The 13,243-nt window shown below is 65.3% G+C and carries 12 protein-coding genes; 10 read left to right on the top strand and 2 right to left on the bottom strand.

All coding sequences use genetic code 11. The annotated features are described in order from the left end of the window. Positions 1-201: 201 nt before the first annotated feature. Positions 202-1,398, bottom strand: a complete 1,197-nt coding sequence (locus tag ACX80X_RS07630) for an MFS transporter (protein WP_459311650.1) — start codon at positions 1,396-1,398, stop codon at positions 202-204. A 166-nt stretch (positions 1,399-1,564) separates the two neighbouring features. On the opposite strand from ACX80X_RS07630, the gene ACX80X_RS07625 reads away from it, so the two are divergent. After that, positions 1,565-2,524, top strand: coding sequence for a D-2-hydroxyacid dehydrogenase family protein (locus tag ACX80X_RS07625; protein ID WP_252603120.1), 960 nt, complete (start codon positions 1,565-1,567; stop codon positions 2,522-2,524). 6 nt (positions 2,525-2,530) lie between these two features. On the opposite strand, the gene ACX80X_RS07620 is transcribed toward ACX80X_RS07625, so the two are convergent. Then, the gene (locus ACX80X_RS07620; protein WP_252603123.1) at positions 2,531-3,742 is read right to left on the bottom strand and encodes an ROK family transcriptional regulator; all 1,212 of its coding nucleotides are present in this window, start codon (positions 3,740-3,742) and stop codon (positions 2,531-2,533) included. Positions 3,743-3,924: 182 nt separating this feature from the next. Here ACX80X_RS07620 and ACX80X_RS07615 point away from each other — a divergent pair, with 182 nt between their 5' ends. From ACX80X_RS07615 to ACX80X_RS07575, 9 genes are all read left to right on the top strand, one after another. Beyond that, complete coding sequence (locus ACX80X_RS07615; protein ID WP_252603126.1) at positions 3,925-5,007, top strand: Gfo/Idh/MocA family protein; 1,083 nt, start codon at positions 3,925-3,927, stop codon at positions 5,005-5,007. Next, entirely contained in the window at positions 5,004-5,813 is an 810-nt protein-coding gene (locus ACX80X_RS07610; RefSeq protein ID WP_252603128.1) for a hypothetical protein, read from the top strand. The genes ACX80X_RS07615 and ACX80X_RS07610 overlap by 4 nt, the downstream gene beginning before the upstream one ends. 99 nt (positions 5,814-5,912) lie before the next feature. Continuing rightward, a complete protein-coding gene (locus ACX80X_RS07605) occupies positions 5,913-7,238 on the top strand; it encodes an ABC transporter substrate-binding protein (protein WP_252603131.1) in 1,326 nt (441 codons plus the stop codon). Between the two features lie 12 nt (positions 7,239-7,250). Further along, the gene (locus ACX80X_RS07600) at positions 7,251-8,210 is read left to right on the top strand and encodes a carbohydrate ABC transporter permease (protein ID WP_252603133.1); all 960 of its coding nucleotides are present in this window, start codon (positions 7,251-7,253) and stop codon (positions 8,208-8,210) included. Further along, positions 8,210-9,103: a carbohydrate ABC transporter permease gene (locus tag ACX80X_RS07595; protein WP_252603136.1), complete on the top strand. Its 894-nt coding sequence runs from the start codon at positions 8,210-8,212 to the stop codon at positions 9,101-9,103. The genes ACX80X_RS07600 and ACX80X_RS07595 overlap by 1 nt, the downstream gene beginning before the upstream one ends. 52 nt (positions 9,104-9,155) lie before the next feature. Next, a complete protein-coding gene (locus ACX80X_RS07590; RefSeq protein ID WP_459311647.1) occupies positions 9,156-9,914 on the top strand; it encodes a sugar phosphate isomerase/epimerase family protein in 759 nt (252 codons plus the stop codon). Further along, positions 9,911-11,032: a Gfo/Idh/MocA family protein gene (locus tag ACX80X_RS07585; protein ID WP_459311646.1), complete on the top strand. Its 1,122-nt coding sequence runs from the start codon at positions 9,911-9,913 to the stop codon at positions 11,030-11,032. Before ACX80X_RS07590 ends, ACX80X_RS07585 begins: the two co-directional genes overlap by 4 nt. A 10-nt stretch (positions 11,033-11,042) precedes the next feature. Next, on the top strand, positions 11,043-12,239 hold the full coding sequence (locus ACX80X_RS07580) for a Gfo/Idh/MocA family protein (protein WP_459311644.1): 1,197 nt from the start codon (positions 11,043-11,045) through the stop codon (positions 12,237-12,239). Between the two features lies 1 nt (position 12,240). Continuing rightward, entirely contained in the window at positions 12,241-13,242 is a 1,002-nt protein-coding gene (locus ACX80X_RS07575) for a sugar phosphate isomerase/epimerase family protein (protein WP_459311643.1), read from the top strand. The last annotated feature ends 1 nt before the right edge of the window (position 13,243 follow it).

Genomic DNA, 13,243 nt, shown 5'->3' with positions numbered 1-13,243 from the left:
ACCCCGAGATCCGGGGAGCCGGCCCGGCGACGGAACACCCCTTGTGACCCGCGGACGCTCTCTCACTTAATGCAAGAAAACCCGGGACGCTCTCTCACTATCCTCAAGATAGTGAGAGAGCGTCGGTCGTTAAGCTGCGTTAAGTGAGAGAGCGTCGGTAAATCATGCAGGGGACAAGGGAACGTACGACGGCGGGACGCGTCAGCGTCCTTTCGGCACCAGCCGCACGGCCAGGGTTGTGCAGACGAAGAACATCAGCACCGAGCCCAGGATCACCAGCAGCGCCGGGGTCCACGAACCCGAGGCGTCGTGCACGAAGCCCACCAGCGGCGGGGCCACCGCCCCGAAGCAGTAACCGAGCCCCTGGACCGTGGCGGACATCCGGCCCGCGGACACCTGGTCCCGGGCCAGCTTGATGATGGCGATGAAGATCAGCGTGATCCCGCCGCCCTGCGCGATGCCGCCGAACGTGGACCACAGCCACCACAGTTCCGGCGCCAGCAGCAGCCCGGCCGGCACGACCGTCCACAACAACCCCACGGTGACAGCCGTCGTCGTCGTACTGAAATACTTGGCCGCGAAGGGCACTCCCAGGCCGCCAACAATGGCGAAGATCTGGAACAGCGATGAGCCTGCCCCGGCCGCCGAAGCAGACATGCCAAGCTCGTCGTTGAGATAGCTCGGCAGCCACGCTGTCACCGCGTAATAGGAAAACGCCTGGCCGGCGAAGCCTGCGGTGAGCCCGGCGGTAATCCAGCCGGAACCCTTGACGGCCGGGTGCTCCTGCCCGCCGGCCACCACGGTGCGGGAGGGCACAAACGCGGTGCGGGCGCCCACGGCGAGGGTCCAGAAAACAATGGCAATCACGGCCAGGACGCCCACGGACACCAGGGCCACCCGCCAACCGGCCAGCTCGGCCAAGGGAGCCGTGACCATGGATGTCAGGAATGATCCGATGTTCAGAGCCGCGGTGTACACACCCATGGCGGTCCCTTGGCGCAACGGGGAGAAGTCGCGGCGGATAATCAACGGCACGGCGATATTGCCCACCGTGATGGCCAGGCCGATCATCACCGTGCCCACGACCACCGGTCCCGGGCCTCCCGCCGAGCGCACAATCACGCCTGCCAGGACGCCCAGGATGGTGAGGGAGACGGCGAACTCCGCGCCGAGTTTCCGTGTGGCCAGTGACGCCAGAGACGCGGCGAGCGCGAAGCACAGCACCGGGATGCTGGTCAGCAGGCCCAACATCACGGGGGTAAATCCGAGGTCGGCCTGCATCAGGTCAACCACCGGAGCAACGGCAACGAAGGGCCCACGCAGGTTCAGCGCCAGCAGTCCGATGCAGGCCAGGAGGATCCAGCCCTTGGGAACTTTGGCCAGGAACTGTCCGCTCATGAGGATTCCGCGGTGGCTAAATAGGATTTCATCACTTCCATTGCTATCACGGCGTATTGCCCCGGACGCCAGGCAACGTCATGGCGCCCTGGCATACGATGGAGCTCACACCGGCGGGCCCCAACGTGCGGGTACAAAAGCCGCACCCTCGGACGAAGGAACAGACATGCAGCAACGGCTTGCCATCCTCGACGACTACCAGGACGTGGCGCACGGCTTCGCCGACTGGGCCTCCCTGGAACAGGACGGCATCGCAACGTCCGTCTTCCGCGAGCACTTCCAGTCCGAGGACGCCCTGGCAGCGGCGCTCGCCAACTACCAGATCGTCATTGCGATGCGGGAGCGGACCCCGTTCCCCCGCACCGTGCTGGAACGGCTCCCGGGGCTGAAGCTTCTGGTGACCACGGGCATGGCCAACGCCGCCATCGATGTGGCCGCAGCAACGGAACTCGGCATCACCGTGTGCGGCACGCCCGGGTCCCCCACCGCCGCGCCCGAGCTGACCTGGGCCTTGCTGCTCGCGATCGCCCGCAACCTCCCGGCCGAGGAGAACTCGCTGCGGGCCGGCACGTGGCAGACCTCGGTGGGGATGGAATTGTCCGGCAAGACCCTGGGCATCGTGGGCCTGGGCAAGATCGGGCGGCGGATCGCCGGGTACGGGCAGGCCTTCGGCATGGAGGTGCTCGCCTGGAGCCAGAATCTCACCGCTGAGGCCGCCGCGGATGCCGGCGTTCAGAAGGTCAGCAAGGAGGACCTTTTCAGGAATTCCGACGTCGTCACCATCCACCTGCGGCTGTCTCCCCGTTCCGAGGACATCGTGGGTGAGCAGGAACTGCGGCTCCTGGGGCCGGAAGGCATCCTGGTGAACACTTCGCGAGGTCCGCTGGTGAACCAGGATTCCCTGGTGCGGGCCTTGAACGAGGGCTGGATCCGGGGCGCGGCCCTGGACGTTTTTGACCAGGAACCACTTCCCGCGGGCCACCCGCTGCTCAGCGCCCCCAACACAGTACTGTCCCCGCACCTTGGCTACGTCACAGCGGAGAGCTACCGGCAGTTCTACGGGGGCGCGCTCGAGGACGTCAAGGCGTGGCTTGAGGGTTCGCCGGTCCGCGTAATCACTGCGTAAGGGTGTTTAGCCGGCCGCCTGGAGCGTCGCCTCTATGGCTGCAGGCGACAACACGTGTTGCGTGACCATCTGGCTGGCACCAAGAATCGCGGCCTGGTCCCCGGCCACGGAAAGGGCGATTCTCAGGTGCGTGGTGGCCAACGGCAGCGAGCGCCGGTATACCACTTCGCGGACGCCGGCCATCAGGTGCTCGCCCGCCTGGCCAAGGCTTCCGCCGATGACAATGACTGACGGGTTGAGCAGGTTCACCACGGTGGCCAGCACGTCGCCGACATCCCGGCCGGCCTGGCGCAAGGCCTGGATAGCCTGCAAGTTGCCTTCGCCCACCAGGCGCAGCACGTCGCTGCCCTTGGTTGCAGGCACACCCTGCCTGTTAAGAACCGCAGCCACGGCCGGCCCCGATGCCAGCGCCTCGAGGCAGCCATAGTTGCCGCACCGGCACAACACTTCGTCACCACGCGGAACGCGCACGTGGCCAAGATCGCCGGCAGTTCCGTTGGCGCCCCGCTGCAGTTGGCCGCTGCTGATAATGCCCGAGCCGATACCGGTGGCAACCTTGATGAGCAGGAAGTTGTCCTCTTCGGGCCAATGGGCGGTCCGTTCACCCAGTGCCATGATGTTCACATCGTTGTCCACCAGGACCGGGACGGGCAGCGAGCGCTGCACGTAGCGGACCACGTCGAACCCGTCCCAGCCGGGCATGATGGGCGGCTTGACCGGCCTTCCGGTGCTGTGCTCCACAGGCCCCGGCAACCCGATCCCCACGCCGGCCAGGCTATTCACGCTGCGCCCGGCCTGGGCGAGGAGCGAAAGCCCTTCCCCAACCACCCTGTCCAGCACCGTTTCCGGGCCGTCGGCGACGTCCTGCACGAGCCGCTGCTCGGCCAGGACTCTGCCGCCCAGATCGGTGACGGCAACAATCACATGGGTGGCGCCGACGTCGACAGCTAGTACGGCGCGTGCCGCCGGGTTGAAGGCAAAGCGCGACGGCGGCCTGCCGCCACTGGAGTTCGCCTCCCCCGCCGGGCCCACGAGTCCTGAGTGGATCAGTGCGTCGATCCGCGACGCCACGGTGGAACGGGCAAGCCCCGTGCTGAACGCGAGTTCCGCGCGGGTGCGGGCCTTGCCGTCCCGAAGCAACTGGAAGAGATCGCCGGCGCGGGAGAGACTGCCGCCATTGTCAGTGGCGACGGTGTCAGTAACGGGCGTTGAGCTCATGAACCAGTGATAACACATGGAGCTTCTGCGTGTCACACCAAAAAAGACTTCCATCAAGTTAGCAACTTTTGCTTGACGCTCGGCAAAAGTCCCTCTAGCTTGAGTTGTGAGCCGACTCACCCCACCGCGGGTTTCCAGGACAGGCCCGGTTTCTCTATTCGCGACTACAAAGAGGTAAGAGCTTGTTGAGCCAATCCCAGGCAGCACCCGCCGTCCTCGGCGTCGGAATACTCGGCGCCGGCCCGGTAACGCAGGCCATCCACCTGCCATCCCTCGCCCGACTGCAGGACATCCTCGAAGTCCGGCACATCATGGACGTTGACCCTGCAGTTGCGGAGTCCGTGGCGAACCGGGTGGGAGCAGCCTTCAGCACCAGCATGGAGGAACTGCTCGCGGACCCTTTGGTGGACGTGGTGGCCATCTGCAGCCCGCACCAGTTCCATGCCGCCCAGGTCATCGCGGCCTGCCGTGCAGGCAAAAAGGCAGTGCTGTGCGAGAAGCCGTTCGCCATGAGCGGCGACGAGGCCGCCAGCATCTCGGCCGTCTCTGCTGAAACCAGGATTCCCATCATCGTCGGAGCAATGCACACCTTCGATCCGGGCTGGCTCGCGGCGGAGGCCGCGTGGGGCGACCTCCCGGAACAGGTGCACACCATCAGGTCCTCCATCGTCCTGCCGCCCAATCCCAGGTTCGAGGACTTCGCCACCGAGATCGTGGGGCGCACCCCCATGCCGGCTCGTGACGGCACCGATCCGGAGGTCATCAAGGCGATGCTCACCGGCGGAGTGATGGGCCTGGCTATCCATGATCTGCCCCTGGTGCGGCGGTTCACCCCCGACTTCGCGGCCGTGGAAGTGCTTCACGCCGAGATCGTCAAGCCCTTCGGTTACGTGATCTCCCTCCGGGCAGGCCACGTCACCATCGAACTGCGGGCGGCCATGAACGCCACGTGGGAGCCGGCCTGGGAGTTCGAAGCCATCGGTGACGACGCCGCCCTCAAGATCGACTTCACCCCCTCCTATGTCCACGCCGGCTCGGCGACGGCCCAGCTGCGCCGAGCAGGGAAGACCACTGTCCTTGGCCCGTTCGGCCATAACGGCTACGAAGGTGAATGGCGCGCCCTGGCAGACCTGGCCAGGGGTAGCGGCCAGGCCCCTTCCGGTGTGACCCTCCTCCACGACCTCGAGTTCGCCCTGGCCATAGCCGAGGCGGCTGCCGCCCGCGTGGACGTTCAAGCAGCAACCCGCCAGGAGGCCACAGTATGACCGCCCAACTGTCAGTCCAGGCAGACGCCGACGCCGAAGCGGCAGGCGCCGTCGCCGCCGTCGTCTCTTCCCTCCCCGTTTCTCTCAAGCCCGCCGATGCTGCTGCCGACCTCGTCGCCATTGCGGGCTACGCAGGCTGGACCGGACGCGCGGACGCCGCTATCCGCCACGGCGCCAAGGGGGTGGTAGTAATCAACCCGCAGGCTGAAGATCCTGCTGCGCTGGCCGCGGTCGCAAAAGAGCACGGCGCTGCAGTGGTCCTTGACCAGCAGTGGGCAGGAAATCCTGTGCTGGCCGAGACGCAGGAAGACGTCCGGGACCTCTTGGCAAAGAATCTGGCCGACGCCGTCCTGGTGGACTCCGTGGCACATGCTGCGGCTGGAAGCGATGCCGCAGCGCTGCTGACCGAGCACCTGGCCGCAATCCTCACCTGCGGGGTTGAGGTGTCCGGGTGGAAATCGGTGCAACGCACCCCGCACGGCTACGTGGTGGCAGGCAGGCTTTCCAACGGTGCGCCCCTGGTATTGCACGGCGTCCTGACGTCCGCAGTGCCGGCCACCGCAAAAGTGTCCATCCTGACCGCCTCCGGGCGTGCCGACGTCGTACTTCCCGATCCATCCGCCGCCTGGCCCGCGGAAGTACGCACCGTCACCGCAGACGGCGCCACGACCCTTCCCTCACTTTACGAATCCACCCACCGGCACAGCTGGACGCGGCTCCGCGACCAGCTGCTGTCCGGCACACCGGGCAGCGATCTTGAGCAGTTCGCCACCCTGACCTCCACTGTCCGCCGGCTCACCGTCTGACCGCAGTACCAGCACTTCCTCTTTATGCAGTAGCTCCTTCAACACTCAGTGACGAGAAGGACCGGCCAGCTCAACGGACCGGCTCCCGAAAGGAAAACCATGTTCAACAAATCCTCCGCAGCATCTTCCGCACTCTCCCGCCGAGGCTTCCTCGGCCTGACCGCCGCAGCCGCATCGGTTCCGCTCCTGGCAGCCTGTGGCGGCGGCTCCGCATCGCAGGGCGGCGGCGCCAGCGGCGTCATCAAGTTCTGGGACATGCCCTGGGCCACGCCCGCCTATAACGACGCCGCAAAGAAGATCGCGGAAGGCTATGCCCCCGCGTCGGGCAATCTCAAAGCAAGCTATCAGACCATCCAGTGGAACAACTTCTACCAGACGTTCTCCTCGGCCATCGCCTCCAAGACCGGACCAGCGGTGTCCACCGGTGGTGGCTTCCAGGCCTTCCAGTTCGAGAAGCAGGGCCAGATCGCGTACGCGGACAAGGTCATTGACCAGCTCAAGAGCAACGGCCAGTTCGACGACTTCCTGCCAGGCGTTCTGGAGCCGTTCAAGTCTGACAAGGGCTACGTGGCCGTCCCCTGGCAGCTGGACATGCGCGTGTTCTGGTACCGGAAATCCCTCTTCGAGCAGGTGGGCCTGGAAGTTCCCACGGACTGGGCTTCCCTCCTGGAGGCCGGCAAGAAGCTCAAGACCATCGGCGCTTTCGGCTTCGCCACCGGTTCCGGTGCCGGCAACAACATTGGTAACCACTCCATGATCATGATGATGGTCAACAACGGCGGCGGAGTGTTCAGCAAGGACGGCGAACTCGACGTCATGAACGACCGCAACGTCGAGGCCATCGAGTTCCTCCTCGAACTGGTCTCCAACGGAATCATCGACCCGGCGTCGGTGAGCTACACCACCGAAAACCTCAACGCCATGTGGAAGGACAAGAAGGCAGCCTTCGGCCCCTACGTCCTGGGCGTCCCCCAGCGCGTCGGTGATACCTCCGGCGACATCGTGGTGGCCAGCCCCATCGCCGGACCGCACGGCGACAAGGGCGGACTTGTGTTCCCGAACAACATCATGATGTACACGAACACCCCTTCGCAGGAATCCTCCGAAGCCTTCCTGGTCCACTACATGAGCCAGCTGAAGGAACTGTGGAAGCAGAAGCTCATGAACGCCCTGCCGGTCTTCAAATCCATCACCGAACTCCCCGAGTTCTCGAGCGATCCGAACAACGTCAAGATCGTCAAAGAATGGCAGCCCATCGCCAAGACCTTCGCATCCCAGGGAACGGTACTCAACGACAACCTCGCAGTACTCGACGGCGGCCAGGCCCTGAACCAGTTCACCCAGACCATCCTCACCGGCAAGACCGACGCGAAGTCCGCACTGCAGGCGTTCGAGTCCGGCCTTAAATCCGTCATCAAGAAATAAGCGGCCCTTTCCATGGCACTGACGACAGCCAGATCCGGCCTCAGCCGGGCCCGCCGGGGAATTGCCCCTGGCGGGCCCGGGGGCACCGCAAACCGCAAAAGCAAACTCAGCGCACAGACCAGCCGGACGTTCTTCTGGCTCCTGCTGCCTTCGGTCATCCTGCTCGTGCTCATCCACGGCTACCCCTTGGTTGAGGCAGGCGTTCAGGCCACCCATGACGGCTCGCTGATCGAGACGGGCAACTTCGTCGGCGGCGAGAACTTCGCCAACGTCCTCAGCTCCGACGCCTTCTGGCGTGCAGCCCGATTCACCCTGCTGTTCACCATCGTCGGAGTCTTTGGCTCCTGGCTCGTGGGCCTGGGGCTCGCACTCCTGCTCCGCACGAAGATTCCTGCGGGCAGCACCTTCAAGGTCCTGCTGCTCCTGCCCTGGGTGGTCCCGATCGTGGTGTCCTCCACCGCCTGGAACTGGCTCGTCGCAACGCCCGGCAGCCTGGTTCCCTCCCTGTTCCGGAACCTCGGCCTCGGCACCCCGCTCTTCCTCGCCGACCCCACCCTCGCCGCCGTCACCGTCATGGTGTTCAAAGTATGGATCAGCTTCCCCTTCATGATGATGATGATTTCGGCGGCCTTGGCCTCCGTGGACAGCACCGTCTACGAAGCGGCAAGCATGGACGGCGCCACCCCCTGGCAGCAGTTCAGCCAGATCACGCTGCCACTGATCGCCCGGTCCACATACATCAGCTGGATCCTGATGACTATCTTCTGCGTCAACGATTTCCCCACCATCTATCTGCTCACCGGCGGCGGCCCGGTGGACGCCACCACGTCCCTCGTTGTCCTGGCCTACCGCAGCGTCTTCCAGGACTTCCAGACCGGACCCGGCGTTGCCATCGCCTTCCTGATGACCATGACCCTGGTGGTCGTCTCCGTTCTCCTGTACCGCCAGATACGAAAGTCGAGCGTCGAATAATGAGCGCAGCAGTCCACGCCCATCCCGAGTCCGGCCCTCTCCTCGGCGTCGCCGGCCCCACCAATAACCGCCGCGTCCTCTCTGAGGCCGGCCACACCGGTCAGTGGTGGCGGTTCGTCCTGATCCTGGCCATCACCGTGATTGTCCTCGTGCCCATCATGGTCACGGTGGTGCTCGCCTTCACGCCCGGCCCCACCAGCACCTCCACCGGCTTCACGCTGGAGAACTTTGGCTCGGTCTTCTCAGAAACGCTGGCCTCCACCTGGCTGCAGAACAGCCTCACCACCACCCTCAGCACGGTGGCCGTGTCCGTGGCTGTCGCAGCGCCCGCCGGGTACGTCCTTTCCCGCGGCCGCAGCAAGGCCGTCTCCGGCTACTCGCTGCTGCTGTTTGTTATGCAGTCCCTGCCTATCATCACCTCGGTGGTGCCACTGTTCATCCTGTTCGCAGGGATGGGCCTCGTGGACAACCTGATGGGCCTGACCATCATCTACGTCGGCTCCACCATGACAGTGGCCACCTGGATGATGGCCGCCTACTTCGACTCCATCCCGATGAGCCTGGAAGAAGCCGCCTGGATCGACGGCTGCTCCGTTTTCGGCTCCTTCACCAAAGTGGTGCTGCGGAACTCTCTTCCGGGCATCCTGTCCACGGCGATCTTCGCCTTCCTGCTGGCCTGGAACGACTACCTCGTTGCCATCGTGTTCCTGCGCTCCACCGAGATCTTCACACTGCCCATGGGCGTGCAGTCTTTCTTCCAGCAGAACCAGACGGACTGGACCTCAGTCATGGCCCTCGCCGTGGTTATGATGCTCCCGCCGGTCATCGTCTTCGCCGCGCTGAACAAGTACTTCAGCGTGGGCGGTATCGGCGGATCCCTCGCTGGCCGCTAGCCTCAAAACCAACTTGTCTTCCAGAACCGACAACTCCCGTAAAGGAAACACGATGTCCTACTCGATCCAGCTTTACACCCTGCGCAACGCCATCCAGGAGGATCTGCCCGGCACCATCCGCAAGGTCGCGGAGATCGGCTTCACCCAGGTTGAGCCCTACAACTTCGTGGCCACGGCCAAGGAACTCGGCGCCGCGCTGAAGGAAAACGGCCTCACCGCCCCGTCCGGACACGCCCCCCTCCTCAGCCAGGACCAGGACGAAATCTTCGCGGCAGCCAAAGAACTGGGCATCACCACCGTGATCGACCCCTACCTTCCAGCCGAGCACTGGCAGTCCGCCGAGGACATCCAGGCCACCGCAGCCAAACTCAATGCAGCAGCCAAGAAGGGTGCCGAACACGGCATCCGCGTGGGTTACCACAACCACGCGTGGGAACTTGAATCAACCATCGAGGGCCGCACGGCGCTGGAGTACTTCGCAGACCTCCTGGACCCCGAACTGGTCCTCGAAGTGGACACCTACTGGGTTGCCGTGGGCGGCCAGGACCCGGTGGACATCCTCACCAAGCTGGGCAGCCGGGTCAAGCTGATCCACATCAAGGACGGCCCGCTGAACACGGACACCAAAGCCCAGCAGCCCGCGGGCAAGGGCAACGTCCCGGTTCTGGACGTCATCGCCGCAGCAAAATCCCTGGAAGTCGGCGTGGTGGAGTTCGACGACTACGCGGGCGACATCTTCGAAGGCATCGCGGAGAGCCTTGCTTTCCTGAAAGCCGCTGAATCCAACGCTGCCGAAGGAGCAAAGGCATGAGCGCCGCAGCTTCAACGGGCCGGGGACCTGTCGGCGTCGCAGTCATCGGCGCCGGAAACATCAGCAAGGCCTACCTGGACAACCTCACGGCCTTCCCGGACCTCAAGGTCCACGTCATCGCCGACCTTTTCGAGGATGCTGCCGCCGCCCGGGCGAAGGAATACGGCATCCCCGAATCCGGCGGCGTGGACGCCGCGCTGAACCATCCCGACGTCGAAATCATCGTCAACCTGACCATCCCGGCCGCGCACGTGGAGGTGGCCACCGCCGCCGTGAATGCCGGCAAGCACGTCTGGACCGAGAAGCCGTTCTCACTGGACCGCGAATCAGGGCTCGGCCTCCTTAAGGCTGCAGACGCCGCCGGCATCCGGCTCGGCTGCGCACCGGACACTTTCCTTGGCGCCGGACTGCAGACGGCGCGGCGGCTGATTGAGCGCGGCGACATCGGCACCCCGCTGACCGCCATGACCACGTTCCAGACCCCTGGTCCCGAATCCTGGCACCCGAACCCGGCGTTCCTCTTCCAGTACGGCGCCGGGCCCCTGTTCGACATGGGACCGTACTACCTCACCGCACTGGTCCAGACCTTCGGTTCCGTGCGTCGGGTCGCGGCCATCGGCTCCAAAGCCAAGGAAGTCCGGGTCATTGGTTCAGGGCCCAAGGCCGGCGAGGAGTTCACCGTCGAGGTGCCCACGCATGTGTCGGCCATGGCGCAGTTCGAGAGCGGCGCGTCCTCGCACAGCGTCTTCTCCTTCGAATCCCCCCGCGTGCGGATGGGCTTCGTGGAAATCACTGGCACGGAAGCCACGCTGTCCCTGCCGGACCCCAACTATTTCGACGGCGACATCCGCCTGTGGCGTGCCGGTGACGAGGACTGGACCACCGTCCCGGCCACGGGACCCGCCAACGGCCGTGGCATGGGCGTCCTGGACATGGCGCGCTCCATCCGCGCCGGGGTGCCACACCGCGCCACGGGCGACCTGGCCTACCACGTCCTGGACTCCATGGTCTCGATTTCCGAATCCGTTGAATCCGGCACCTTTGTCAACGTCGAAAGCTCCGCCCCCGCGTCCCCGGCCCTCCCCGAGGACTGGGACCCCACCGCTTCCACCCTCTAGGAATCAGGCAATGAACTCCCCCGAAAGCACGGACGGCACCAACCCGGACAACCCACCGCTGGGTGTGGCGATGATCGGTTATGCGTTCATGGGCAAAGCCCACTCGAACGCGTGGCGGAACGTCGCCAGCTACTTCGATGTCCCGGCGTTTGAGCAGAAGGTCCTGGTGGGCCGGGACGCCGCCGGGGTTGCCGAGGCCGCCGGGAAGTACGGCTGGGCTGAAACGTCCACCGACTGGCGGACGGTCATCGAACGCGATGACATCGACATCGTTGACATTTGCGCCCCGGGCTGGCTGCACGCCGAGATCGCAATCGCCGCCCTCGAGGCGGGCAAGCACGTGCTTCTGGAGAAGCCGCTGGCCAACACCCTGGCTGAGGCCGAGGCCATGACGGCAGCGGCGCAGGCTGCCCGGGCAGCAGGAGTGCAGTCCATGGTGGGGTTCAACTACCGGCGCGTCCCGGCCTTGGCCCTCGCGAAGGAGCTGATTGCGGAGGGCAGGCTGGGGACCGTCCGGCACGTCCGTGCCGCCTACTTCCAGGACTGGCTCGCTGATGACAGCGCACCCATGACGTGGCGGCTCAAAAAGGAGACCGCGGGCTCAGGGGCGCTCGGGGACATCGCCTCCCATGCGATCGACCAGGTGCTGTTCCTGCTCGGGGACCAGGTCACCGACGTGTCCGGCCGGACGCACACGTTCACCACGCAGCGTCCCGGAGCTACCGGACTGGAGGACGTGACGGTCGACGACGCCGCTTGGGCAACGCTGTCCCTCTCCTCCGGAGCAATCGCCTCCGTGGAGGTCTCCCGGGTAGCCACCGGCCGGAAGAACTCGCTGAAACTCGAGATCTATGGGGAAAAAGGCGCCATTCTTTTCGATCTGGAGAACCTGAACGAACTCGGCTTCCTGGACGCCACCGGGCCCGCACGCGAGCAGGGCTTCCGCCGGATTCTGGTCAGCGAGCCCGACCACCCGTACCTTGAAGCCTGGTGGCCGCAGGGCCACATCATCGGCTGGGAGCACACGTTCACGCATGAGATCCGCGACTTCCTCACCGCCATCAGCACCGGAACCCCGCCGTCGCCGTCGTTCGAGGACGGCCTCGAGGTGCAGCGGATCCTGAACGCCATTGAAGAGTCCGCCAACGCCAAGTCCTCCATCATCCAGCTCACCACTTCCCCCGTTCCCGCCATCGAAGGAGCCTGACATGCCCCGCCCCTATACCCTGTTCACCGGCCAGTGGGCCGACCTCCCGTTCGAGGAAGTTGCCAAACTGGCCTCCGGCTGGGGCTACGACGGCCTGGAAATCGCCGTGTCCGGGGACCACTTGGACGCCTGGCGCTGGGACGAGCCCGGCTACGTGGAGTCCAAGCTCGCCGTCCTGGCCAAGTACAACCTCAAGGTCTGGGCCATCTCCAACCACCTCAAGGGCCAGGCCGTGTGCGATGACCCCATCGACTTCCGCCACGAAGCGATCGTCGGCGCGAAAGTCTGGGGCGACGGCGACCCCGAGGGCGTCCGCCAACGCGCCGCCGAGGAAATGAAACACACCGCCCGGCTGGCCAAAGCCCTCGGAGTGGACACCGTCGTCGGATTCACCGGCTCCTCCATCTGGCAGTACGTGGCCATGTTCCCGCCCGTCCCCGCCGCCGTGATCGAGGCCGGCTACCAGGACTTCGCCGACCGCTGGAACCCCATCCTGGACGTCTTCGACGAATGCGGTGTCCGCTTCGCCCACGAGGTCCACCCCTCCGAGATCGCCTACGACTACTGGACCACCGTCCGCACCCTCGAAGCGATCGGCCACCGTGAAGCGTTCGGCCTGAACTGGGACCCGTCCCACTTCATGTGGCAGGGCATCGACCCCGTCTCGTTCATCTGGGACTTCAAGGACCGGATCTACCACGTGGACTGCAAGGACACCAAGCTGCGCCAGACCGGCCGGAACACCGTCATGGGCTCGCATCTGCCGTGGGGCGACCCGCGCCGGGGCTGGGACTTCGTCTCCGCCGGCCGCGGCGATGTCCCCTGGGAATCGTCTTTCCGCGCCCTGGCCGCGATCGGCTACAACGGGCCGATCTCCGTCGAATGGGAAGACGCCGGCATGGACCGGCTCCACGGCGCACCGGAAGCCCTCGCCGCGCTGAAGAAGTTCGACTTCCCCGCCTCCCAGACCAGCTTTGACGCCGCCTTCAGCACGAAGCCCTAGG

The organism is Pseudarthrobacter sp. MDT3-1 (genome assembly GCF_054510755.1).
This window is presented reverse-complemented; position numbering and strand designations above follow the sequence as displayed.